Origin of the sequence: Blastococcus saxobsidens (assembly GCF_002938435.1) — a bacterium.
Lineage (GTDB): Bacteria > Actinomycetota > Actinomycetes > Mycobacteriales > Geodermatophilaceae > Blastococcus > Blastococcus saxobsidens.
Genome location: NZ_POQT01000027.1, coordinates 1 through 24,269, shown reverse-complemented (window position 1 = coordinate 24,269; position 24,269 = coordinate 1). Strand labels below are relative to the sequence as shown.

The window sequence follows — 24,269 nt, the reverse complement described above, 5'->3', positions numbered from 1 at the left end:
CTGGAACGGCCTCGCTGCAGGGCTCCGCGCTGAGCGTGCGAAGCGTGGGGGGCAGCGAGGTCCTCTTTCAGACGCGGAAGCCGAGCGCGCGCAACTGCTCGCGACCGTCGTCGGTGATCTTGTCCGGGCCCCACGGCGGCATCCAGACCCAGTTGATCCGGATGTCGTCGACCAGCCCGGGGCCGGGGCCACCGGTGAGCGCCTGGCGGGCCTGGTCCTCGATGACGTCGGTCAGCGGGCAGGCGGCCGAGGTCAGCGTCATGTCGATGATCGCGACGCTGGAGTCGCCGCTGCTGTCGTCGACGTCCAGGCCGTAGACGAGACCCAGGTCGACGACGTTGACGCCGAGCTCCGGGTCGACGACGTCGCGCATGGCCTCCTCGAGGTCCTCCAGCAGCGCCGACTTGTGGGCCGGCAGGTCGCCGGGCGCCCCATCGGTGGCGGGCGTCGCGTTCTCGGTGGTCTCGCTCATGACTGGCCTCCAGTCGTCGACAGCGCTCGTGCGGACGCGTCCTTCAACGCCATCCAGCTCATCAGCGCGCACTTGATGCGCGCGGGGTACTTCGACACACCGGCGAACGCGACGGCGTCCTCCAGTTCGTCCTCGAGCTTCTCGGCGACCGACGGGTCGCCCTTGGCCTGCATCAGGGTCATGAAGTGCTCGCCGGTCCCCAGCGCCTGCGGCACCGTCTTGCCGACGACGAGGTCGTACATCGCCGAGATCGAGGCCTGGCTGATCGAGCAGCCCATGCCCTCGTAGGAGACGTCGGCGATCGTGTCGCCCTCGACGTGGATCCGCAGCGTCACCTCGTCGCCGCACGTCGGGTTGACGTGGTGCACCTCGGCCTCGAACGGCTCCCGCAGGCCGCGGCCGTGCGGATTCTTGTAGTGGTCCAGGATGATCTCCTGGTACATCGACTCCAGCTGCATCAGATGCGCCTCACACAGTTCCGAAGAACTTCTGGGCCGCGCGAATTCCGTCGGCCAGCGCGTCGATGTCGTCGTACCCGGTGTGCACGTAGAACGTGGCCCGGGAGGTGGCGGGGACGCCGTAGCGCCGGACGACGGGCCACGCGCAGTGGTGCCCCACACGGACGGCGATGCCGTGGTCGTCGAGCACCTGGCCCACGTCGTGCGGGTGGACGCCCTCGACGGTGAAGGAGATCGCTCCCCCACGGGCCACGGTGTCCGGCGGGCCGATCACCGTGACGCCGGGGATCTCGGCGAGCTTGTCCAGCGCGTAGGCGGTGAGCGCCTTCTCGTGGGCCTCGACCTTGTCCATGCCGAGCGCCTGCAGGTAGTCCACGGCGGCGGCCAGCCCAATGACCTGCGCGGTCATGGGCACGCCGGCCTCGAAGCGCTGCGGCGGCGGCATGAAGGTGCTGCCCTCCATGCGCACGACCTCGATCATCGAGCCGCCGGTGAGGAACGGCGGCAGCTTGTCGAGCACCTCGTAGCGGCCCCAGAGCACGCCGACGCCGGTGGGACCGAGCATCTTGTGCCCGGAGAACACCAGGAAGTCCGCGCCGAGCTCGGTGACGTCGACCGGCTGGTGCGGCACCGACTGCGCGCCGTCGACCAGCACCAGGGCGCCGACCTCGTGGGCGCGGGCGATGATCTCGCCCAGCGGGTTGATCGTGCCCAGGATGTTGGACTGCTGGGTGACCGCGACCAGCTTGGTCCGCTCGTTGACCACCGTCGCCAGGTCGGAGAGGTCCAGCCGGCCGTCGTCGGTGAGGCCCAGCCAGCGCAGGGTTGCGCCGGTGCGCTCGCACAGCTGCTGCCACGGGACCAGGTCGGCGTGGTGCTCCATCTCGGTGACCACGATCTCGTCGCCCTGGCCGACGGCGTACGTGCGGAACTCGGGCTCCTTGGCCGTCGCCGCGTTGCTCATCGCGTAGGCCACGAGGTTGATCGCCTCGGTGGTGTTGCGGGTGAAGACGATCTCGTTCTCCGGCGCGCCGATGAACGCGCCGATCTTCGCCCGCGCCTCTTCGTAGGCGCCGGTCGCCTCCTCGGCGAGCTGGTGGGCCCCCCGGTGCGGCGCGGCGTTGACGTTCTCGTAGAACCAGCGCTCGGCGTCCAGCACCTGGCGCGGCTTCTGCGAGGTGGCGCCGGAGTCGAGGTAGACCAGCCGCTTCCCGTCGCGGACGGTGCGCGACAGGATCGGGAAGTCCGCCCGGATCGCCTCGACGTCCAGCGGGAGCGGAGTGCGCGCCCCCGTGTCGGGACGCGAGGCGGTCGCGGTCATGCTGCGGTCTCCCCCGACCCCTTCACGTACGCCGCGTAGCCCTCGTTCTCCAGCTTCTCCGCCAGCTCCGGGCCACCCTCCTCGACGACCTTGCCGTTGACGAAGACGTGCACGAAGTCGGGCTTGATGTAGCGCAGGATCCGCGTGTAGTGCGTGATCAGCAGGACGCCGATGTCGCCCTCCGCGCGGGAGCGGTTGACGCCCTCGGAGACGATGCGCAGCGCGTCGACGTCGAGGCCGGAGTCGGTCTCGTCGAGGATCGCGATCCTGGGCTTGAGCAGCCGCATCTGCAGGATCTCGTGGCGCTTCTTCTCACCGCCGGAGAAGCCCTCGTTGACGTTGCGCTCGGCGAAGGCCGGGTCCATCTCCAGGCCGGACATCTCGGTCTTGACGTCCTTGACCCAGGTGCGCAGCTTGGGCGCCTCGCCCTTGATGGCGGTGGCGGCGGTGCGCAGGAAGTTCGACACCGAGACGCCGGGGACCTCGACCGGGTACTGCATGGCGAGGAACAGGCCGGCGCGGGCGCGCTCGTCGACGCTCATCTCGAGGACGTCCTCGCCGTCGAGCGTGACGGTGCCGCCGGTGATCGTGTACTTCGGGTGGCCGGCGATCGAGTAGGCCAGGGTGGACTTGCCGGACCCGTTGGGGCCCATGATCGCGTGGGTCTCGCCGGAGCGGACGGTCAGGTCGACGCCGCGGAGGATCTCCTTGGCGTCTGGGTGGGTGGGCGAGTCACCGCCCACGCTGACGTGCAGGTCGCGGATCTCCAGAACGGACACGTGTCTTCTCGCTCCTTCATTCACCGGCCGCGAGCGGGAGGCGGGCGTCGCTCTCGGTGTCGACGAGCACGTCCTCTCCTTCCACGCGGACCGGGTAGACGTCGACCGGCTCGGTGGCCGGCAGGTTGGTGGGTTCACCGGTGCGCAGGTCGAAGCACGACCCGTGCAGGAAGCACTCGATGGTGGGGGCGCCGTCGAAGGTCTCGACGTCGCCGTCGGTCAGGGGGACGTCGGCGTGCGAGCACCGGTCCTCCAGGGCGTAGACCTGACCCTCGAACCGGACGACGGCGACGTCGATGTCGGCGAGCTCGACCCGCAGGGAGCCGTTCTCGGGGACGTCGGACAGCGCGCAGACCCGCTCGAAGGCCATGTCAGGCCACCTCGACCGGCTGCTCGTCCAGGGCAGGCAGAGCGCCGAGGCGGGCGTCGATGGAGGCCATCAGCCGGTCCTGCAGGGCGTTGATCCCGATGTGCTGGACGACGTCGGCGAAGAAGCCGCGCACCACCAGCCGGCGGGCGGTCTCGGCGTCGATGCCGCGCGAGCAGAGGTAGAACAGCTGCTCGTCGTCGAACCGTCCGGTGGCGCTGGCGTGGCCGGCGCCGACGATCTCGCCGGTCTCGATCTCCAGGTTCGGCACCGAGTCGGCGCGGGCGCCGTCGGTGAGCACCAGGTTCCGGTTGAGCTCGTAGGTCTCGGTGCCGGTGGCGGCGGGACGGATGCGGACGTCGCCGATCCAGACCGTGCGCGCGCCCTCGCCCTGCAGCGCACCCTTGTAGAGCACGTTGCTGGTGCAGTTGGGCACCGCGTGGTCGACCCACAGGCGGTGCTCCTGGTGCTGCGTCTCGTCGGAGAAGTAGACGCCGAACAGCTCCGCGCTGCCGCCGGGGCCGGCGTACTGCACGTTGCTGACCACGCGGACCAGGTCGCCGCCGAGGGTGACCACGACCTGCCGATAAGTGGCGTCGCGGCCCACGACGGCGTCGTACTGGCCGCCGTGCACCGCGCCCGGGGCCCAGTCCTGCACGGACACGAGGGTGACCTGCGCGCCGTCGCCGACGAGCACGGTGACCCCGCCGGAGTACTTCGCGAGCCCGGTGTGGTCGAGGACCACGGTCGCCTTCGCGAACGCACCGACCTCGACGACCAGCTGACTCCAGACGACGTCGTCGCTCCCGGTGCCGGCCAGGCCCAGGCTGACCGGGCGGTCGAGCTGGGCCTCCTTCGCCACGCGGACGACGGCGGCGCCGCCGGCCCGCTGGCGGGTGAGGGCGGCCAGCCGGTCGACCGGCTCGGGCAGCCCCTTGAGCAGCGGGTCACCCGCGTCCACGCTGGTCAGCTCGACACCCTCGGGGAGGTCGGTGGTCCAGGTGAGGTGCGCGTCGGAGTCGGCGCCGTCGAGCAGCGACCTGATCCGCTTCATCGGCGTGAAGCGCCAGCTCTCCTCGCGACCGGTCGGCACCCCGAAGGCGTCCGGGTCGGTCGAGGTGAACCGCTCGGCCGGCGAACCGGTCGGCGTGGGGCCACCGTGCGAGTGGGCACCGGGCTGCACGTCACCGGCGGTGCCGGTGTCCGACGCCGGGGTGGTCGGCGGGCCGGCCTGCGCACCCACGCCCGGGGCGAAGAGCTCCGAGGCGAGGGTGGCCGGCTGGGTGGTGAGGTCGGTCGTACCGGTGTTCTGGTCGGTCATCAGCCGACGGCACCTTCCATCTGCAGCTCGATGAGCCGGTTGAGCTCGAGGGCGTACTCCATGGGCAGCTCGCGGGCGATCGGCTCGACGAAGCCGCGCACCACCATCGCCATGGCCTCGTCCTCGGTCAGACCGCGGCTCATCAGGTAGAACAGCTGGTCCTCGCTGACGCGGGAGACGGTGGCCTCGTGACCCATGGAGACGTCGTCCTCGCGGACGTCGACGTAGGGGTAGGTGTCCGAGCGGCTGATCGTGTCGACCAGCAGGGCGTCGCACTTGACCGTCGACCTGGAGCCGTAGGCGCCCTCGTCGATCTGCACGAGGCCGCGGTAGGAGGTGCGGCCACCGCCACGGGCCACCGACTTCGACACGATCGTCGAGGAGGTGTGCGGCGCGGCGTGCACCATCTTGGCGCCGGCGTCCTGGTGCTGGCCCTCGCCGGCAAAGGCGATGGAGAGCACCTCGCCCTTGGCGTGCTCACCGGTCATCCAGACGGCCGGGTATTTCATCGTCACCTTGGAGCCGAGGTTGCCGTCGACCCACTCCATGGTCGCGCCCTCGTGGGCCACGGCCCGCTTGGTGACCAGGTTGTAGACGTTGTTCGACCAGTTCTGGATGGTCGTGTACCGGCAGCGCGCGTTCTTCTTGACGATGATCTCGACGACCGCGGAGTGCAGCGAGTCCGACTTGTAGATCGGCGCGGTGCAGCCCTCGACGTAGTGCACGTAGGCGCCCTCGTCGACGATGATCAGCGTGCGCTCGAACTGGCCCATGTTCTCGGTGTTGATCCGGAAGTAGGCCTGCAGCGGGATGTCGACGTGCACGCCCGGCGGCACGTAGATGAACGAGCCACCGGACCAGACGGCGGTGTTCAGCGCGGCGAACTTGTTGTCGCCGGACGGGATCACCGAGCCGAAGTACTCCTGGAAGATCTCCGGGTGCTCCTTGAGGGCCGAGTCGGTGTCCAGGAAGAGGACGCCCTGGTCCTCCAGCTCCTTCTGGATCTGGTGGTAGACGACCTCGGACTCGTACTGGGCGGCGACACCGGAGACGAGGCGCTGCTTCTCGGCTTCCGGGATGCCCAGCCGGTCGTAGGTGTTCTTGATGTCGTCGGGCAGGTCCTCCCACGAGGCGGCCTGCGCCTCGGTGGAACGCACGAAGTACTTGATGTTCTGGAAGTCGATGCCGGACAGGTCCGAGCCCCAGTCGGGCATGGGCTTGCGACCGAAGAGCTTGAGGGCCTTGAGGCGGCGCTCGAGCATCCACTCGGGCTCGCTCTTGCGCGCCGAGATGTCCCGGACGACGTCCTCGTCGATCCCGCGGCGGGCGGAGGCACCGGCGACGTCGGCGTCGGCCCAGCCGTACTCGTAGCGGCCGAGCTGGTCGATCTGCTCGTCCTGCGTCAGCGGCGCGGCAGGCTGCTGGGTGCTGGTCATGCGGGCGTCCTCTCCCGGTGGTTCGTGGGGGTGGTGCTGGTGGACGGTGCGGTGCGCGCGCGACGCGCGGCTGCTCGCTCACCTGGTACAGGGCGTTCGAGGGTCGTTCTGTTCCCCGGGCGCAGCGGCCCGGGGAGGTGTGTGGTGCAGATCCCGTCGCCGTGGGCGATCGTCGCCAGCCGCTGCACGTGGGTGCCCACGAGCCGGCCGATCACCGCGGTCTCGGCCTCGCACAGCTGGGGGAACTCCGCCGCCACGTGCGCCACCGGGCAGTGGTGCTGGCAGAGCTGCCCTCCGCCGGAGATCGCCGAGGCCGTGGCAGCGTAGCCCTCGGCCGTGAGCGCCGCGGCGAGAGCCTGGGCGCGGTCGACCGGGGCACCGTCGGCAGCCTGCACCGCCTGCTCCACGGCGCTGGACGCACGCGCCTCCAGGCCGGCCAGCTGCTGCTCGGCGACGGCGCGGACGGCGTCCGGCCCCCCGGCCGCCGCGACGTACCGCAGCGCGGTCAGCGCCAGATCGTCGTAGGCGTGCGGGAAGGCCGACCGTCCGGCGTCGGTGAGGTGGAACCGGCGGGCCGGGCGGCCACGGCCGCGGTGCGTGTCGCGGCTCTGCCGCTCCTCGACCCGGCCGGTCGCCCGGAGGCCATCGAGGTGCCGGCGGACGGCCGCCGGCGAGATCCCGAGCCGGGCGGCCAGCTCCGTGGCGGTCTGCGGCCCGTGCTCGAGGAGCAGGGACGTGACGCGGTCGCGGGTTCGCCCGTCGTCGGCTGTCGCCGACGGCCGGGGATGCGCCGCGAGGGATTCCACAACACGAGTGTGTCCTATTTCAGGGACGCCGCAAGCAAGGTCCACCTAAGAAAGTGGCCGTGCGGGGCCCTTCCGTGAGCGGGCTCACGGGGCCTCGGCCGCCGAGCGGCCTCGACGGCCGATGGGCGCCGCGGCACGGCTTAGCATCGGCGGCGTGCCGCTCCTGCCCGCCGCCTTCTCCGCGACCACCATCAGCCGGCTGGCGCTCGCCAACGCCGTCGCCAACGGGCTGATCGTCGTGACCGGCGGCGCGGTCCGCCTCACCGGTTCCGGGCTCGGCTGCCCGACCTGGCCCCGCTGCACCTCCGACAGCTTCGTCGCGACGCCGGAGCTGGCCGGCCACGGCGTGATCGAGTTCGGCAACCGGCTGCTCACCTTCGTGCTGGCCGCGGTCGCGATCGCCACCGTCGTCGCGGTGTGGCGCTCGCCCCGGCGCGACCTGCGCACGCTGGCCGTCCTCACCTTCCTCGGCATCCCGGCGCAGGCCCTGCTCGGCGGCGTCACGGTGCTCACCGGGCTCAACCCCTGGACGGTCGCGGCCCACTTCCTCGTCTCCGCGGCGCTCGTCGCGCTGGCGACGACCCTCTGGTTGCGTTCCCGGGAGACCGGGGTGGGCCGGCCGCTGCTGCGCCGGCCGTTCGTGCTGCTGACGTGGGGCATCGCGGCCGCCACCGCCGCGGTCCTCGTCCTCGGGACGATCGTCACCGGCAGCGGCCCGCACAGCGGCGACGTCGACGAGGGCGGCCTGCCGACGGGCAACCGGATGGGCTTCGACCCGGGGCTGATGAGCCAGCTGCACGCCGACGTCGTCTTCCTGCTCGTGGGGCTCACCATCGCGCTGCTGGTCGCCCTCCACGCGACCGACGCCCCCGGCCGGGTCCGCCGGGCGGCCCGCGACCTGCTGGTCGTGGAGGTGGCGCAGGGCGTGATCGGCTACGTGCAGTACTTCACCGACCTGCCGATCGCCCTGGTGCTGCTGCACATGCTGGGTGCGGTGCTCACCACCGCCTTCGCCGCCCGCCTCGTGTGGTCGGTCCGCGGCCCGGCCTCCGAGCTGCCCCTGACCCCCGCGACGGAGCCCGCCACCGCCACCCGCTGAGCCCGGACCCGCCCGCATACGTACGAGCGTCGGAATGCCGCTGCTGATGACCGCGCATGCGCATCCGGGCGAACAGGGCGGCCACGACGACGCCGAGATCAGGCTCGGGCCGGCCTCGGTGCCGGTGCGTACCGGCCTGGCGCTGATCTCGGTGCGGCGCCGCAGTCACTCGTGCCAGACGAGGACGACGGCGAGCGATCCGCCGGGTGACTCCCAGCGGCCCGCGGTCACGGTCTCCGCGGCGCTGCGGGCGTCGGCCCAGGCCGGCCAGGCGTCGTCCTCGTCGTGCCACACGAGCCGCCCACCGGCGTGGTAGGTCACGACGGGCCACCCGGACTCGATCAGCGACTCCACCTCGGCGGGGTCGATCCGGGACGCGCGCAGCGAGTAGGTGCGCCCGTCGGCCCCGACCAGCTGACCCATGCGTGCATTGGCGAGGTCGCGCCGCACGCTCAGACGATGGCGTCGACGACGATCGCGACCATCAGCAGCGCGAGGTACGAGATCGAGACGTGGAACAGCTGCATCGGCTTGGTCTCCCCGCCGGCGGTGATGCGGCGCAGCAGGCGGTGCGCCTCGACGAGGAACCAGCCGCCGAGGACCGCGGCCGCGATCGTGTAGCCCAGGCCGATGCCGTAGTCCTCGGCCACCGGCCGGAGCAGCAGCGAGACGGCCACGGTGATCCAGGTCCACGCGACCGTCTGCAGCCCGACCGACCGCGCGGTGGTGACCACCGGCAGCATCGGCACGTCCGCCCGCGCGTAGTCGTCCTTGAACCGCAGCGCCAGCGCCCAGAAGTGCGGCATCTGCCAGCAGAAGACGACACCGAAGACGACGACCGCCGGCCAGTCCAGGGACCCGGTGACCGCGGCCCAGCCGATGAGCACGGGCGCCGCGCCCGGCACCCCGCCGAACTCGGTGCTGCGCCGGGTGTACCGCTTGAACACCATCGTGTAGAGGACGGCGTAGTAGAAGATCGCCCCTGCCGCCAGCGCCGCGGCCAGCGGCGTGGTGGTGAGCGCGAGCAGCACGATCGACGCCACGGTCAGGACGACGCCGAAGACCAGCGCCGCCCGGGGGGTGACCGCACCGGTGACCAGCGGCCGCTTCTGCGTGCGGTTCATCAGCCGGTCGATGTCGCGGTCGTACCAGCAGTTGAAGACGTTGGCGGCACCCGCGGCCAGCGTGCCGCCGACCAGGGTGCTCAGCAGCAGCGCCCACGACGGCCAGCCGCGGTCGGCCAGCATCATGGCCGGCACCGTGGTGATCAGCAGCAGCTCGATGATGCGCGGCTTGGTGAGCCCGACGTAGGCGCCCACACGGGCGCGGGTACGGGCGGCGAGGCCTGGAGCGGAGGCGGCGGAGCGCTCGGACAGCGCCGTCACCGGGTGCCCTCGTGCGCGGTCGCGCGCGGGCAGCAGGGCACCACGGGATCCCTTCGAACCGGGGGGAGGAACCCGCCCACTGTAGCCCCGACCCCGCGTCCGGCCAGCCGAACAGCAGAACCTGCGATGACTAGGGTTGATCACGTTGATGCCGCGGGTGCAGCGGGTAGGGGCGAGGCCGACGACACCGGTCGCGCCCCCGGCCCGGGACCGGTCCGGGCAGGCCGGGAGCCCGGTCGGCCGCGCCGGTCCGCCGGGGGTCGACCGCCCACCCGGGTGCACCGTCAGGGCCTACTCGAGGGAGACACCGACCAGATGGACACGCGCAGCACCGAGGCGGAGGCTCCGGCCGAGGCCGCGACCGACTCCCCCACCGGCGACCCGCGTCAGCCCCGCCCCACCCTGCCCGAGGGCTTCGGCGAGCTGGACCGGCGGGCCATCGACACCGCACGCGCGCTGGCCATGGACGCCGTCCAGAACGTCGGCAACGGTCACCCGGGCACCGCCATGAGCATGGCGCCCACCGCCTACCTGCTCTTCCACAAGTGGTTGAGGCACGACCCCACGGACCCGCAGTGGACCGGCCGCGACCGCTTCATCCTGTCGATGGGGCACTCCAGCCTGACCCTCTACGTCCAGCTGTTCCTCTCCGGCTACGGCCTCGAGGTCGAGGACCTGCAGGCCCTGCGCACCTGGGGGTCCAAGACCCCCGGGCACCCCGAGGTCAACCACACCCCCGGCGTGGAGACGACGACCGGCCCGCTCGGCCAGGGCGTCGGCAACGCCGTCGGCATGGCCATGGCCGCCCGCCGCGAGCGCGGCATGCTCGACCCGGACACCCCCGAGGGCGAGAGCCTCTTCGACCACACCATCTGGGTCTTCGCCTCCGACGGCGACCTGGAGGAAGGCGTGAGCGGCGAGGCGTCGTCCCTGGCCGGTACTCAGAAGCTGGGCAACCTGGTCCTCGTCTACGACGACAACCGGATCTCCATCGAGGACGACACGACCGTCGCCTTCACCGAGGACGTCGGCAAGCGCTACGAGGCCTACGGCTGGCACGTCCAGCACGTCGACGACGGCGAGGACCTCGCCGCGGTGGACGCCGCCTTCGCCGCGGCCGAGGCCGAGACCACCCGCCCCTCGATCGTCGTGCTGCGCACCGTCATCGCCTGGCCGGCGCCGAACAAGCAGAACACCGGCGCCTCGCACGGCTCGGCCCTGGGCGAGGACGAGGTGCGGGCCACCAAGGAGATCCTCGGGCTCGACCCCGAGCGCACCTTCCAGGTCGACGACGACGTGCTCGCCCACGCCCGGTCGGTCGTCGACCGCGGCCGGCAGATCCGTGCCGGGTGGGACGAGCAGTTCGCGGCCTGGCAGCAGCGCAACCCCGAGGGCGCCGCACTGCTGGAGCGCATGCGCAGCCGGAGCCTGCCCGAGGGCTGGGCCGAGCGGCTGCCGAGCTGGGACGCCGACCCCAAGGGCGTCGCCACCCGCAAGGCCTCCGGCGAGGTCCTCGCCGCCCTCTACCCGGCACTGCCCGAGCTGTGGGGCGGCTCGGCCGACCTGGCGGAGAGCAACAACACCGCCGTCAAGGGCGAACCGTCGTTCCTGCCCGCCGACCGCCAGACCAAGATGTGGTCCGGCGGGCCCTACGGCCGCACGCTGCACTTCGGCGTCCGCGAGCACGCCATGGGCGCGGTCATGAACGGCATCGCGCTGCACGGCGGGACCCGCGTCTACGGCGGCACGTTCCTCACCTTCTCCGACTACATGCGCGGTGCGGTGCGGCTGGGCGCGCTCATGCAGCTGCCGGTCATCTACGTCTGGACCCACGACTCCATCGGCCTGGGCGAGGACGGCCCCACCCACCAGCCGATCGAGCACTTCGCCGCGCTGCGGGCGATCCCGGGCCTGGACGTCGTCCGCCCGGCCGACGCCAACGAGGTCGCCGTCGCCTGGCGGACGATCCTGGAGAACAACGACCGCCCGGCCGGCCTGCTGCTGTCCCGGCAGAACCTGCCGGTGTTCGACCGCGGCGAGGTCGGCTCCGCCGAGGGCACCGCCCGCGGCGCGTACGTGCTGGCCGACGCCTCGAACGGCAGCCCGGAGGTCATCCTCCTGGGCACCGGCTCCGAGGTGCAGATCGCCGTCGCCGCCCGCGAGCGGCTGGAGGCCGACGGCGTCCCGACCCGGGTCGTCTCCGTCCCGTGCGTCGAGTGGTTCGCCGACCAGGACCAGGCCTACAAGGACGAGGTGCTCCCCCCGACCGTGCGCGCCCGCGTCAGCGTCGAGGCCGGCGTGCCCATGGGCTGGCGGGAGTTCGTCGGCGATGCCGGGCGCATCGTCGGCCTCACCCACTACGGGGCCAGCGCGGCGTACTCCGTCCTGTACGAGAAGTTCGGCCTCACCGACGAGGCGGTCGTCGCCGCTGCCCGCGAGAGCATCGACGCCGCCCGCTCCGGCACCGCGGTCCCCGCCGGCCCCGTGTCCGCCACCGGTGGGCTCCCCCAGGCCACCGGCGACCGATGAAGGACCCTGTCGCCCCCCAGCCCTCGCAAGCTCGGGCAGGGTCCCTGCGACAGGGCCGTTCCAGACTCAACCAGGAAGGCACCTGACATGGCACAGAACGAGAACCTCGCCGACCTGTCGGCCGCCGGGGTCGCCGTCTGGCTCGACGACCTCTCCCGCGACCGCATCCGCAGCGGCAACCTGCAGTCGCTGGTCGACGGGCACTCCGTGGTCGGCGTGACCACGAACCCGACCATCTTCGCCGCCGCGATCAGCGGCTCGGAGTCCTACGACGACCAGCTGCACGCCCTCGCGGTGCGCGAGGTGAGCGTGGAGGAGGCGCTGCGGACCATCACCGGGGCCGACGTCCGCGACGCCTGCGACCTGCTGGCACCGATCGCCGAGCGGCAGCCCGGTGACGGCCGGGTGTCCCTCGAGGTGGCGCCGGGCCTGGCGCACGACACCGATGCCACCGCGGCCGAGGCCGCGCACCTGTGGTGGCTGGTCGACCGGACGAACCTCTACATCAAGATCCCGGCGACCGAGGCCGGCCTGCCGGCCATCCAGACGTCGATCCGCCGCGGCATCAGCGTCAACGTCACCCTGATCTTCAGCCCGGACCGCTACCGCAAGGTCATGGACGCCTACCTGACCGGTCTGGAGGAGCGGCTGGCCGACGACGCGGACGCCGACCTCTCGGGCATCGCCTCGGTCGCGTCCTTCTTCGTGTCCCGGGTGGACAGCGAGATCGACAAGCGGCTCGACGCCGCGGGGGCGGACGCCGCGCTGAAGAGCAAGGCCGGCGTGGCCAACGCGCAGCTGGCCTACCAGGCCTACGAGGAGGTGTTCTCCTCCGACCGCTGGAAGGCGCTGGAGTCCCACGGGGCCCGGCCGCAGCGGCCGCTGTGGGCCTCGACCGGCGTGAAGAACCCCGAGCTGCCCGACACGCTCTACATCAGCGAGCTCATCGCCCCCGGCACCGTCAACACCATGCCGGAGAAGACCCTCAAGGCCTACGCCGACCACGGCACCCCCGGCACACCTGTGCAGAAGGCCTACGACGACGCCACCTCGGTCATGCAGGCCGTCCGCGACGCCGGCGTCGACCTGGACGACGTGTTCAAGGTCCTGGAGGACGAGGGCGTGCAGAAGTTCGTCGACTCGTGGGACGAGCTGACCGAGAGCGTCCGCACGGAGCTCGAGGACAAGAAGTGAACGAGCTCGCGAGTCCAGCGATGGCCGTAGCAACCCGGGTCGCCTGCCCGACGAGCGCCAGCGAGGAGGGCCGGTGAGCCTGTCGTTCAGCGCCGCGGGCCTGGAGGTCCCGGAGCAGGTCCGGGCGCAGCTCCTCCAGGACGACGTCGCGGCGCGGCTGATCCAGAAGGACGCCACGCTGTGGGGGCCGGAGGCCGAGAGCGAGGCCGCGGTCCGGCTCGGCTGGCTGGACCTGCCGGCGTCGTCGCGCTCGCTGGTCGCCCAGCTGGCCGACCTGCGGGCCGAGCTCGCCGCCGAGGGGATCGACCGCGTCGTCCTCTGCGGCATGGGCGGCTCGTCGCTGGCGCCGGAGGTCATCTGCCGGACCGCCGGCGTCCCGCTGGTCGTGCTCGACACCACCGACCCCGGCCAGGTGACGGCCGCCATGACCGACCTGGAGCGGACCGTCGTCGTGGTCAGCTCCAAGTCAGGCGGCACGGTCGAGACCGACAGCCACCGCCGCGCGTTCATCGGCGCCTTCGCAGCCGCCGGGCTCGACGAGGAGCAGATCGGCCGGCGCTTCGTGGTCGTCACCGACCCCGGCTCGCCGCTGGCCGACACCGCGGCCGCGATGGGCGCCCGGGCGGTGTTCCTGGCCGACCCGACCGTCGGCGGGCGCTACAGCGCCCTCTCGGCGTTCGGCCTGGTGCCTTCCGCGCTGGCCGGCGCGGACGTCGGTGCGCTGGTCGACGAGGCCGAGCAGCTCGCCGAGCACCTGGGCGACCCGGCGAATACGGCGATGGAGCTGGGCATCGCGCTCGGCGGCGGCTTCCGGACCGGACGGGACAAGCTCGCGCTGGCCGATGCCGAGGGCACCGCGATCCAGGGCTTCGGTGACTGGGCCGAGCAGCTGATCGCGGAGTCCACCGGCAAGGAGGGGCGCGGCATCCTGCCGGTGGTCCTCGAGTCCGTGGACGCGCCAGGCTCGTCGGGCCCCGACGTCCTGCTCGCCGTCGTGGGCGCCCGCGCCCCGGCCCGGGGGCCCGCGGTCGGCGTGGACGGCCCGCTGGGGGCTCAGTTCCTCGGCTGGGAGTACGCGACGGCGGTGTCGGGGCGGGTGCTCGGGATCAACCCGTTCGACCAGCCGAACGTCACCGAGAGCAAGGAGAACACCCAGGCGATCCTGGCGGCGGGCCTGCCCGACGAGCAGCCGCTGGCGACGGTGGGCGCGGTGGAGATCCGCGCCGCCGGCGCCCTGCTCGACGGCGTCGACCTCACGGCCACCGACGGTCTCCGGTTGGCGCTGGACGCGCTGCTCGGCGCCGTCCCGCCGCGCGGGTACCTCGCGGTCATGGCCTACCTCGACCGGCTGCGGGACGCCGCCGCCGCCGACGTGCGAGCCGCCTTCGCCCGGCGCACCGAGCACGCCGTCACCTTCGGCTGGGGCCCGCGGTTCCTGCACTCGACCGGCCAGTACCACAAGGGGGGCCCGCAGTCGGGGGCCTTCCTGCAGCTCACCGGGGCGGTCCCGGAGGACCTGCCGGTGCCCGACCAGCCCTACACCTTCGGCATGCTCCAGGCCGCCCAGGCCGCCGGTGACCGAAAGGCGCTGGCCGACCGGAAGCGACCGCTGCTGCACCTGCACCTCGTCGACCGGGCAGCGGGAATCGGCCAGCTGCTCGACGCGCTGGGCTGACCGGCGGCGTGGCCGGCCGGCGCGCCCGGCCCGCCACGCCTGTTCCACCCCGCCGTCCGGCCCCCCGGGCCGGACGGCGGGCCACTCCGACCACGAGGACGGAAGATGATCCCCAACCCGCTGCGCGATCCGCGGGACCGGCGGCTGCCCCGGGTCCCCGAGCCCTGCGCCCTGGTGGTCTTCGGCATCACCGGGGACCTGGCGCGCAAGAAGCTGCTGCCGGCCGTCTACGACCTCGCCAACCGCGGGCTGCTGCCCACGAACTTCGCGCTCCTGGGATTCGCCCGCCGCGACTGGGGCGACACGGAATTCGCCGAGCTCGCCCGGGGCGCCGCCCGGAAGAGCGCACGCACCCCCTGGCGCGAGGAGGTCTGGGAGCGGCTGGCCACCACCGTCCGGTTCGTCCAGGGCAGCTTCGACGACGACAACGCCTTCGACGAGCTGGCCGAGCACCTCGCGGAGCTGGAGGGCAGCCACGGCATCGGCGGCAACGCGGCGTTCTACCTGTCCATCCCGCCGTCGATGTTCCCGGTCGTGCTCAAGCAGATGCAGCGCACCGGCATGGCCGACAGCACGCCCGACCGCTGGCGCCGCGTGGTCGTGGAGAAGCCGTTCGGCACCGACCTGGAGTCCAGCCGCGAGCTCAACGAGCTCGTCGACTCGGTCTTCACCGCCGACGACGTCTTCCGCATCGACCACTACCTGGGCAAGGAGACCGTCCAGAACCTGATGGCGCTGCGGTTCGCCAACACCCTCTTCGAGCCGATCTGGAACGGCCACAACGTCGACTCGGTGCAGATCACCATGGCCGAGGACGTCGGCATCGGCGGCCGCGCCGGGTTCTACGAGAAGACCGGTGCCGCGCGGGACGTGCTGCAGAACCACCTGCTGCAGCTGCTGGCGCTGACCGCCATGGAGGAGCCGGTCGAGTTCTCGGCCGAGGAGATCCGCACCGAGAAGCTCAAGGTGCTGCGGGCCGTCTCGCTCCCCGACGACTTGGAGACCTTCGCCGTCCGCGGGCAGTACCAGCAGGGCTGGCTGGCCGGCCAGCGCGCCTGCGGCTACCGGCAGGAGGAAGGCGTCGACGCCGGGTCGACCACCGAGACGTTCGCCGCCGTCCGGCTCGGCGTGGAGACCCGCCGGTGGGCCGGCGTCCCCTTCTACCTGCGCACCGGCAAGCGTCTCCCCCGGCGCGTCACCGAGATCGCGCTGGTGTTCAAGCGCGCCCCGCACCTGCCGTTCGCCGACACCGACACCGAGGAGCTGGGCAACAACCAGCTCGTCGTCCGGGTGCAACCCGACGAAGGGGTCACCCTCAAGTTCGGGTCGAAGGTGCCGGGCAGCGTCATGGAGGTCCGCGACGTGTCGATGGACTTCCTCTACGGCGAGCAGTTCACCGAGTCCAGCCCCGAGGCCTACGAGCGGCTGCTGCTCGACGTGCTGCTCGGCGACGCGACGCTCTTCCCGCGCAACGCCGAGGTCGAGGCCTCCTGGGCGGTGATCGACCCGCTGGAGGAGTACTGGCAGGGGACGGAGCCCCACCCCTACCGCGCCGGCGAGTGGGGTCCCCGCGCCGCCGAGGAGATGCTGGCGGCCGAGGGCCGTCGCTGGCGGCGACCGTGAGCGCCGCCCCCGCCCGCCCGCTCGCATTCGAGGAGATCCCGTGACGACGCTGTGGGACACCACCGGATCAGCCGTGGTGAAGGAGCTGGCCGCCCAGCGACGCACCGGCGGCGCGGTCCTGTCCGGGGTCGCGCTGACCCTCGTCGTCGTCGCCGACGAGAGCCGGGTGACCGAGGCCGAGGAGGCGGCGACCCACGCCGCGGAGATGCACCCCTGCCGGGTCCTGATCGCCGTCCGCCGGCAGATCGACGCACCGGTCCCCCGGCTGGACGCCGAGGTGCTCATCGGCGGCCGGCTGGGCCCCGGGGAGGCCGTGGTCATGCGCATGTACGGGCGGCTGTCCCTGCACGCCGAGTCCGTCGTCCTGCCCCTGCTCGCCGCGGACGCCCCCGTGGTCACCTGGTGGCACGGCGCCCCGCCCGAGCGGATGGCCACCGACGCGCTGGGCGTCTTCGCCGACCGCCGCATCACCGACAGCTCGCTGGCCGACGACCCGAACGCCGCCCTGCGGCTGCGGGCCGAGGACTACGCACCCGGTGACACCGACCTGGCCTGGACCCGCAGCACCGCCTGGCGGGCGGTCCTGGCCTCCACCCTGGACTCCGTCTCCGGCCGGCGCGGCGACGCCGTGCAGGTGCGCGGCGGGCTCATCGAGGGAGACCCCGGCAACGCCACCCCCGAGCTGCTGGCGGGCTGGCTGTCCTCGCGCTGCGGCTGCTCGGTCGAGATCGTCGCCGGCTCCCGCCGTGCCGGCCCCAGCGGGGTGGAGGCGGTCACGCTCCGGCTCGACCAGGACGAGGAGGTCCAGGTCCGGGCCGACCACCGGGGTGGCGCGATCATCTCCCAGCCCTACCGGCCCGACTCGACGCTCGCGCTGCCGGAACGGGCGCTCGGGGACCTGCTGAGCGAGGAACTGCGACGCCTCGACCCCGACGAGCCCTACAGCGAGGCGCTGGAGGCGGCCACCGGCCTCAGCGGCCTCTCCGACCGCGATCCCGTCCGCGAGCACGTCTGGTTCGATCCCGCGGGCCAGGAGCAGGAAGTGAGCACCCCGTGAGCCTCTCCCCCGGCGACCGCGCCGCTGCCGGACTGCCCGACGACCGGCCCACCCCGCAGGTGGTGATCGAGCCGGACGCCGACCGGCTGGCCCGGGCCGTCGCCGAGGCCCTGGTCGCCCGGCTGGCCGCGGCCCAGGCGGTCCACGGTGACGCGTCGGTGGTCCTGACCGGCGGGGGCATCGGCATCGCCGTCCTCGAGCACGTCGCCGGCCTGGTCGCCGAGCCCGTGCGGGAGAAGGTCGACTGGACGAAGGTCGACGTGTGGTGGGGCGACGAGCGGTTCGTCCCCGGGGACTCCGCCGAGCGCAACGAGGGTCAGGCCCGCCGGGCGCTGCTGGACGCGCTCGACATGCCGGACTTCCGCGTGCACGCCATGCCGCCGTCCGACGGCGGGTTCGCCTCGCCCGAGGAGGCCGCCGACGAGTACGTCGCCGAGCTCCGCGAGTACGCCGCGGAGGGAGCCGATCTGCCGCGCTTCGACGTGCTGCTGCTCGGCATGGGACCCGAGGGGCACACCGCCTCGATCTTCCCCGGCACGCCCGCCGTGCGGGACGAGCGCTCGGTCCTCGCCGTCCGCGACTGCCCGAAGCCGCCGCCCACCCGGGTCAGCCTGGGCTTCGGCGCCATCAACAGCGCCGAGGAGGTCTGGGTGCTCGCGACCGGCGAGGCCAAGGCCCCGGCCGTGGCGCGGGCGCTCGCCGGCGCCGACCCCGCGGAGATCCCGGTGGCCGGGGTGCGCGGCACCCGTGCCACCCGGTGGCTGCTGGACGGCGCCGCCGCTGCCGAACTGCCGCGCGCCCAGGGCTGAGCGCGGGCGCCGGCCGCCCGCCGGCAGGCGCAGACCCGGGCTCAGCCGCCGCGGCGCACCCGGAGCCGGTCGAGCGCTTCCTGCAGGAGCGCGTCGCCGTCGGCGTCGCTGCGCCGCTCGCGGACGTAGGCCAGGTGGGTCTTGTAGGGCTCGATGCGCGGGGCCGGCGGCGGCTCCTCGCGGTCCTGCCCGGCCGGCAGCCCGCACCGGGGGCAGTCCCAGAACTCCGGGACGTCGGCCTCGCTGGCCAGCACCACCCGGGTCTCGTGCCCGTTGGCGCACCAGAACGGGATGCGGCGCCGTGGCGCGGCCTCTCCCCGTTCGGCCTCGCCCACCGGGCCCGCTCCGACCCGGGAACCCCGGATCGCGTTGCCACCAGCCACAAGTGCCCCCTGATCGTCGCTCCGGGTCGCGGTGGCACGGCCACCGCGCCGGAAGTCTAGAACCAGGAAGGGGCGATATCGGTCACGAAATCGCTGCGATCGCAACTCGGGTCCGCGACGGCGGACCGCCCGGTCAGGCGGCGACCTTGACCAGGATCCCCAGCCCGACGATGCACACGGCCCAGATGGCGGCGGTGAGCACGGTCAGCCGGTTCAGGTTCTTCTCCACGACCGACGAGCCCGACAGCGAGGCGGAGGCAGCGCCACCGAACATCGACGACAGACCGCCACCCTTGCCGCGGTGCAGCAGGATGAGCACGATGAGGAGCAGGCTGGTGACGACCAGCAGCACGTTGAGGACCAGCTCCATTGACCTCTCCGGAAGTCTCGACGACCGGCGACGGACGCCAGCTCTCGGCACGAGCCTAGCCGACGCCGTCCTCGGGACCGCCGAGGTCGGGCCGGGAGCGGGTCAGCGGACGCCCGCCGTCGCGACGTCGTACCCGGCGTAGGGGCGCATGACGAGGCCGTTGCGCAGCCGCTGCCCCGCCAGCAGCTGGATGCGCGTCTCGGCCAGCGGCACGTAGGCCGACGTCTCCACCGCCGCCTCGGCGACCGCCCGCCAGCTGTCGCCGCCCTGGGCCCGCGCCTCGTCGACCAGCGTGTTGATCGCCGGGTCGTCCAGCCGCGCGTAGTTGGAATTGCCCACCGTGCGCACGCTGCGCCCGTCGACCAGCGGCACCAGGAACGATCCCGGGGTCGGCAGGTCCGCGGTCCGGGTGGCCAGCACCAGGCCGTAGCCGTTCTGCCGCACGACGTCGGGGTTGCCCACCTCGGTGGCGTAGAAGGTGACCGGGTCCAGCGGCCGGACCTCCACGTCGATGCCCACCTCGCCGAGCTGGGCGGCGAGGACCCCGGCCGCCTCCAGGCTGCTGCGCGAGTCGACCACCGCCAGCACCGTGCTGAAGCCGTCCGGCCGCCCGCACTCCTCCAGCGCCGCACGGGCCCGGTCCAGGTCTGGGCCGGCGTCTCGCTGCTCCGGCCCCCCCGCCAGATCACGCGGCCACAGCTGCGAGCTGCGCACCACGTCGACCGCTCCGCCCAGCGCCGTCTGGACGGCGCGCCGGTCCACCGCCGCCGCGACCGCGGCCCGGCAGCCGGGGTCGTCCATCGGCGCGACGTCGGTGGGCAGGGCGAGGATGCGCACCGCGCCGGTGGTCACGTCGTCCACCCGCGCCAGGAGCTCCTCCTGGTCCGGCATCCGCGCGGTCGTCGCCGTCTGGACGCCCGTCCCGGAGATGTCGATGTCGGCGGAGCCGGCCAGGAGCGCCTGGTCGCGCTCGAGGCCGGACAGGCCGGTGCGGACGACCACCGTGTCGGGCAGCGCGGTGCGCACGCCGTCGGTGGCCGGGTCCCACTGCGGATTGCGGTCGAGCCGGATGCCGGTCTCCGGATCGACCGAGGTGACCGCGTACGGACCGGAGGACACCGGGTCGCGCCCGTACTCGCCGCGGGTGTCGGCGTCGGCCGGGACCGGGCTGCTCGACGGCAGCGCCATCACGTACGGGAAATCCGGCTGCGGCGCGCGCAGCCGGAAGACGATGGTGCGGTCGTCCGGCGTCTCCACCGCGGTCAGGTCGGGGTCGTCCTCTTCCTTGGAGTACGGCCCGGGGTAGGGGTTGCCCGGGTCGTCCAGCAGGTCGACGACGTACGTCGGACCGCCGACGATGACGTCGGAGGCGAAGGACCGGGCGATGCCGTACTTGACGTCGCGGCTGGTGATCGGCTGCCCGGTCTCGAAGCGGACGCCCTCGCGGAGGGTGAACGTCCAGGTCAGGCCGTCCTCCGACACCGTGCCGAGGTCGGTGGCCAGATCGGGGACGAGCTCGCCGGTCGCGCCGGGCTCGCTGGAGTAGGTGACCAGCGTGCGGGTGTAGAGCCGCATCAGGTTCCAGACACCCGGCAGGTAGGACCGCTGGGGGTCCAGGCTGTCGATCGGCGGGGCGACCAGCCGCAGCGTGCCGCCGCTGACGTCCGACGGCGACCGGACGCCCTCGACGCCCGCGTCGGCGCCGTCGGCCAGGACCGGGACGTCGGCCCGGCCCCCGGCACCGCCCAGGCAGCTGACCGCGAGCACGGCCACGAGCAGCAGGACCGCGGCCGATCCGAGGATCCGGCGGCGCGACCAGCCCTGCGCCCATGCCGGCAGCCGGTCGGCCGGCCGTTCCAGCCTCTGCTGCACCACCTGCTGCCCGCCCCCACCCGTGCCCGGCCGACGGCGGGCAGCAGGGTTCAGCTGCCGCCGGCGGCGATCCGACAGATCTGCGCGAACTCGTCGGCGTCCAGGCTGGCACCGCCGACGAGCGCGCCGTCGATGTCCGCCCCGGCCAGGATGCCGGCCGTGCTCGCAGCCTTCACCGACCCGCCGTAGAGGATACGGACGCTGTCGGCCGTCTCCGGGCCGAACCGCCCGGCGAGCCGCGCTCGGAGTGCGCCGCACACCTCCTGGGCGTCCTCCGGGGTGGCGACCTCGCCCGTGCCGATGGCCCACACCGGCTCGTACGCGACGACAAGGCCGGCCACCTGCTCGGCGGTCAGCCCCTCGAGCGCGGCGTCGAGCTGGTCGGTGCAGTGCGCGACGTGGGTGCCGGCCCTGCGGACGTCCAGCCCCTCCCCCACGCACAGGATCGGGACCAGCCCGTGCCGTAGCGCGGCCGTCACCTTGGTGGCCACGACGGCGTCGTCCTCACCGTGCAGCGCGCGCCGCTCGGAGTGGCCGACCGTGACGTAAGTGCAACCGAGCGCGGCCAGCATGCTGCCGCTGACCTCTCCGGTGTAGGCACCGGAGTCCTGCGTGGAGAGGTCCTGCGCTCCGTAGCCGATGGCCAGCTTGTCGCCGGCGACCAGGGTCTGGACGCTGCGCAGCGCGGTGAACGGAGGGAGGACGACGACCTCGGCCGCCTCCATCTCCTCGTCCTTGAGGCTGAACACCACCTTCTGGACCAGCCCGATGGCCTCCAGGTGGTTCATGTTCATCTTCCAGTTGCCGGCGATGAGCGGCCGGCGGGTGGCGGTGGCCATGATCTCCCCGTTCAGTCCGCGAGCACCGCGAGGCCCGGGAGCTCCCGACCCTCGAGGTACTCCAGCGACGCGCCGCCGCCGGTGCTGATGTGCCCGTAGGACTCCTCGTCGAGGCCGAGCACCCGGACCGCGGCGGCGGAGTCGCCGCCGCCGACGACCGACAGCCCGGCGACCCCGGCGACCGCCTGGGCGACGCCACGGGTGCCCGCCTGGAACGGGGCCATCTCGAACACGCCCATCGGGCCGTTCCAGAAGACCGTGCGGGCGCCGGACAGCTCGCCCGCGAAGAGCTCGACGGTGCGCGGTCCGACGTCCAGCCCCATCTGGTCCTCGGGGATCTCCTCGACGACGACCGTGGTCGACCCGGCGTCGGCGCTGAACGCCGGCGAGCAGACGACGTCGACGGGCAGCACGATGCGCCCGTCGGCCTCGGCCAGCAGCCGGCGGCAGGTCTCGACCTGGTCGGCCTCGAGCAGCGAGGACCCGACGCCGTGGCCCTGGGCGGCGAGGAAGGTGAAGCACATGCCGCCGCCGACCAGCAGCCGGTCGACCTTGGGCAGCAGCGCCTCGATGACCGCCAGCTTGTCGCTGACCTTGGAGCCGCCGAGCACGACCACGTAGGGCCGCTCGGGGTCGGTGGTCAGCCGGGTGAGCACCTCGAGCTCGCGGGCCACCAGGCGACCGGCGTAGCGCGGCACCCGCTGGGCGACGTCGAACACCGAGGCGTGCTTGCGGTGCACGGCGCCGAACGCGTCGTCGACGTAGACGTCGGCCAGGGCGGCGAACCGGTCGGCCAGCTCGCCCCGCTCGGCGTCGTCCTTCGACGTCTCGGCCGCCTCGAAGCGGACGTTCTCCAGCAGGAGGACGTCACCGTCCCCGAGGGCCTCGGCCTTCGCGCGGGCGTCGTCGCCGGCGACGTCGGCGGCCAGCGGCACATTCGTGCCCAGCAGCTCGCCCAGCCGCGCGGCGACCGGCGCGAGGGAGAACTGCGGGTCCGGCGTGCCCTTGGGCCGGCCGAGGTGGGCCGCCACGACCACCCGGGCACCGGCCTCGCGCAGGGCCGCCAGCGTGGGCAGGCTGGCGCGGATGCGGCCGTCGTCGGTGATCGCGCCGGTCTGCTTGTCCAGCGGGACGTTCAGGTCGGCGCGCAGGAGCACGCGCCGACCGGAGACGCCCTCGGCGAGGAGGTCGTCGACGGAGCGCATCAGAGCTTCGAACCCACCAGGGAGGTGAGGTCGACGAGGCGGTTGGAGTAGCCCCACTCGTTGTCGTACCAGCCGAGGACCTTCGCCATCGGGCCGAACACCTTGGTCAGCTTGGCGTCGTAGATGCACGACGACGGGTCGGTGACGATGTCGGAGGAGACGATCTCGTCCGAGGTGTAGGTGAGGTACTTGCCCAGCGGGCCGGCGGCGGCCTCCCGGTAGGCGGCGTCGATCTCGTCGGCGGTCGCCTCGCGCTTGAGCTGCACGGTGAGGTCGGTGGCCGAGCCGGTCGGGACGGGGACGCGGATGGCGTAGCCGTCGAGCTTGCCCTTGAGCTCGGGCAGGACCAGGCCGATGGCCTTGGCCGCGCCGGTGGAGGTCGGCACCATGTTCAGCGCCGCGCCGCGGGCCCGGCGGAGGTCCTTGTGCGGGCCGTCCTGCAGGTTCTGGTCGGCGGTGTAGGCGTGGATGGTCGTCATCAGGCCGCGCTCGATGCCGAACGCGTCGTTGAGGACCTTCGCCAGCGGCGCCAGGCAGTTGGTGGTGCAGGACGCGTTGCTGATGACCGTCTGCGAACCGTCGTACAGCTCGTCGTTGACGCCCATGACGATCGTGATGTCGTCGTCGGTGGCGGGCGCGGAGATGATGACCTTCTTGGCCCCACCGGCGTCGACGTGCTTGCGGGCGTCGGCGGCCTTGGTGAAGAACCCGGTCGACTCGACGACGACGTCGACGCCCAGGTCGGCCCACGGCAGGTTGGCCGGGTCGCGCTCCGACAGCACCTTCATCTTGGTGCCGCCGATGGTGATGCCGTCGCCGTCGGCCACGACGTCCTGCGGCAGCCGGCCGAGGATGCTGTCGTACTTCAGCAGGTGGGCCAGCGCCTCGTTGCTGGTCAGGTCGTTGACCGCCACGATCTCGATGTCCTGACCGCTGGCGGCGGCGGCACGCCAGAAGTTGCGGCCGATCCGGCCGAAGCCGTTGATGCCTACCCGGACCGTCACTGCAGACCTCCCATAGGAACCGTCACGAACACCCAGCCGCACGCGGCGCGCGGCCTCGTTCGCCCAGACCCTATCGGTCGGCCGTGGGCCCGGCTCCCGCTCGCCCCGTTCCGGCGACCGGACGGGGCACCTGTTGATCAGGATGCTCCTATGGATGGTCAAGCTGCTGATGCGAGGTTTTCGGCGGGTTGGGTTGGGCGGAGGACGTAGTAGAGCTCGCGGGCGATCATGCGCTTGAGGCAGCGGATGATGTCTTTCTTGGACA

At 72.8% G+C, this 24,269-nt stretch carries 23 protein-coding genes; 7 read left to right on the top strand and 16 right to left on the bottom strand.

The window, feature by feature from the left end; translation table 11 throughout:
* Positions 1–67: 67 nt before the first annotated feature.
* From C5507_RS15550 to C5507_RS15515, 8 genes are read right to left on the bottom strand one after another with little or no spacing between them, the layout of a single operon-like run.
* Entirely contained in the window at positions 68–472 is a 405-nt protein-coding gene (locus C5507_RS15550) for a metal-sulfur cluster assembly factor (protein WP_104529429.1), read from the bottom strand.
* Complete coding sequence (gene sufU, locus C5507_RS15545) at positions 469–930, bottom strand: Fe-S cluster assembly sulfur transfer protein SufU (protein WP_104529428.1); 462 nt, start codon at positions 928–930, stop codon at positions 469–471. The genes C5507_RS15550 and sufU overlap by 4 nt, the downstream gene beginning before the upstream one ends.
* 10 nt (positions 931–940) lie before the next feature.
* Positions 941–2,251 (bottom strand): cysteine desulfurase, encoded by a 1,311-nt coding sequence (locus C5507_RS15540; RefSeq protein WP_104529427.1) that lies wholly within the window; start codon positions 2,249–2,251, stop codon positions 941–943.
* Positions 2,248–3,030 carry a Fe-S cluster assembly ATPase SufC gene (gene sufC, locus C5507_RS15535; protein ID WP_104529426.1) on the bottom strand — a complete coding sequence of 261 codons (783 nt, stop codon included), beginning with the start codon at positions 3,028–3,030 and terminating at the stop codon, positions 2,248–2,250. The genes C5507_RS15540 and sufC overlap by 4 nt, the downstream gene beginning before the upstream one ends.
* Before the next feature lie 16 nt (positions 3,031–3,046).
* Positions 3,047–3,400: a Rieske (2Fe-2S) protein gene (locus C5507_RS15530; RefSeq protein ID WP_104529425.1), complete on the bottom strand. Its 354-nt coding sequence runs from the start codon at positions 3,398–3,400 to the stop codon at positions 3,047–3,049.
* A 1-nt stretch (position 3,401) separates the two neighbouring features.
* On the bottom strand, positions 3,402–4,718 hold the full coding sequence (gene sufD / locus C5507_RS15525) for a Fe-S cluster assembly protein SufD (protein WP_104529424.1): 1,317 nt from the start codon (positions 4,716–4,718) through the stop codon (positions 3,402–3,404).
* Positions 4,718–6,154, bottom strand: a complete 1,437-nt coding sequence (gene sufB, locus C5507_RS15520; protein WP_104529423.1) for a Fe-S cluster assembly protein SufB — start codon at positions 6,152–6,154, stop codon at positions 4,718–4,720. The genes sufD and sufB overlap by 1 nt, the downstream gene beginning before the upstream one ends.
* Positions 6,151–6,960 carry a helix-turn-helix transcriptional regulator gene (locus tag C5507_RS15515; RefSeq protein WP_207225739.1) on the bottom strand — a complete coding sequence of 270 codons (810 nt, stop codon included), beginning with the start codon at positions 6,958–6,960 and terminating at the stop codon, positions 6,151–6,153. The genes sufB and C5507_RS15515 overlap by 4 nt, the downstream gene beginning before the upstream one ends.
* 154 nt (positions 6,961–7,114) lie before the next feature.
* Between C5507_RS15515 and C5507_RS15510 the strand changes: the two genes are divergently transcribed.
* Complete coding sequence (locus C5507_RS15510; protein ID WP_242611064.1) at positions 7,115–8,059, top strand: COX15/CtaA family protein; 945 nt, start codon at positions 7,115–7,117, stop codon at positions 8,057–8,059.
* Between the two features lie 165 nt (positions 8,060–8,224).
* Here C5507_RS15510 and C5507_RS15505 read toward each other — a convergent pair whose 3' ends face one another.
* Both C5507_RS15505 and C5507_RS15500 read right to left on the bottom strand, forming a co-directional pair.
* The gene (locus tag C5507_RS15505; RefSeq protein ID WP_104529421.1) at positions 8,225–8,509 is read right to left on the bottom strand and encodes a hypothetical protein; all 285 of its coding nucleotides are present in this window, start codon (positions 8,507–8,509) and stop codon (positions 8,225–8,227) included.
* Between the two features lie 2 nt (positions 8,510–8,511).
* Complete coding sequence (locus C5507_RS15500) at positions 8,512–9,444, bottom strand: heme o synthase (protein WP_207225740.1); 933 nt, start codon at positions 9,442–9,444, stop codon at positions 8,512–8,514.
* Between the two features lie 315 nt (positions 9,445–9,759).
* Between C5507_RS15500 and tkt the strand changes: the two genes are divergently transcribed.
* From tkt to pgl, 6 genes are all read left to right on the top strand, one after another.
* Entirely contained in the window at positions 9,760–11,973 is a 2,214-nt protein-coding gene (gene tkt, locus C5507_RS15495) for a transketolase (protein ID WP_104529420.1), read from the top strand.
* Positions 11,974–12,060: 87 nt separating this feature from the next.
* Positions 12,061–13,167, top strand: coding sequence for a transaldolase (gene tal, locus C5507_RS15490; RefSeq protein WP_104529419.1), 1,107 nt, complete (start codon positions 12,061–12,063; stop codon positions 13,165–13,167).
* Positions 13,168–13,240: 73 nt separating this feature from the next.
* A complete protein-coding gene (locus tag C5507_RS15485) occupies positions 13,241–14,842 on the top strand; it encodes a glucose-6-phosphate isomerase (RefSeq protein ID WP_104529418.1) in 1,602 nt (533 codons plus the stop codon).
* Positions 14,843–14,947: 105 nt separating this feature from the next.
* Complete coding sequence (gene zwf, locus C5507_RS15480) at positions 14,948–16,465, top strand: glucose-6-phosphate dehydrogenase (RefSeq protein WP_104529417.1); 1,518 nt, start codon at positions 14,948–14,950, stop codon at positions 16,463–16,465.
* Between the two features lie 40 nt (positions 16,466–16,505).
* Positions 16,506–17,522 carry a glucose-6-phosphate dehydrogenase assembly protein OpcA gene (locus C5507_RS15475; protein WP_104529416.1) on the top strand — a complete coding sequence of 339 codons (1,017 nt, stop codon included), beginning with the start codon at positions 16,506–16,508 and terminating at the stop codon, positions 17,520–17,522.
* Positions 17,519–18,331 (top strand): 6-phosphogluconolactonase, encoded by an 813-nt coding sequence (gene pgl, locus C5507_RS15470; RefSeq protein ID WP_104529415.1) that lies wholly within the window; start codon positions 17,519–17,521, stop codon positions 18,329–18,331. Before C5507_RS15475 ends, pgl begins: the two co-directional genes overlap by 4 nt.
* 41 nt (positions 18,332–18,372) lie before the next feature.
* Here the strand turns inward: pgl and C5507_RS15465 are convergent, their stop codons facing one another.
* The 6 genes from C5507_RS15465 to gap form a co-directional block, all read right to left on the bottom strand.
* Entirely contained in the window at positions 18,373–18,714 is a 342-nt protein-coding gene (locus C5507_RS15465; RefSeq protein ID WP_104529414.1) for an RNA polymerase-binding protein RbpA, read from the bottom strand.
* Between the two features lie 133 nt (positions 18,715–18,847).
* Entirely contained in the window at positions 18,848–19,084 is a 237-nt protein-coding gene (secG, locus tag C5507_RS15460; protein WP_104529413.1) for a preprotein translocase subunit SecG, read from the bottom strand.
* Between the two features lie 102 nt (positions 19,085–19,186).
* Positions 19,187–20,956 carry an ABC transporter substrate-binding protein gene (locus C5507_RS15455; RefSeq protein ID WP_242611066.1) on the bottom strand — a complete coding sequence of 590 codons (1,770 nt, stop codon included), beginning with the start codon at positions 20,954–20,956 and terminating at the stop codon, positions 19,187–19,189.
* Between the two features lie 50 nt (positions 20,957–21,006).
* Complete coding sequence (gene tpiA, locus C5507_RS15450) at positions 21,007–21,795, bottom strand: triose-phosphate isomerase (protein ID WP_104529411.1); 789 nt, start codon at positions 21,793–21,795, stop codon at positions 21,007–21,009.
* Positions 21,796–21,806: 11 nt separating this feature from the next.
* Positions 21,807–23,000 (bottom strand): phosphoglycerate kinase, encoded by a 1,194-nt coding sequence (locus C5507_RS15445; RefSeq protein ID WP_104529410.1) that lies wholly within the window; start codon positions 22,998–23,000, stop codon positions 21,807–21,809.
* A complete protein-coding gene (gene gap / locus C5507_RS15440) occupies positions 23,000–24,004 on the bottom strand; it encodes a type I glyceraldehyde-3-phosphate dehydrogenase (protein WP_104529409.1) in 1,005 nt (334 codons plus the stop codon). Before gap ends, C5507_RS15445 begins: the two co-directional genes overlap by 1 nt.
* Positions 24,005–24,269: the final 265 nt, after the last annotated feature.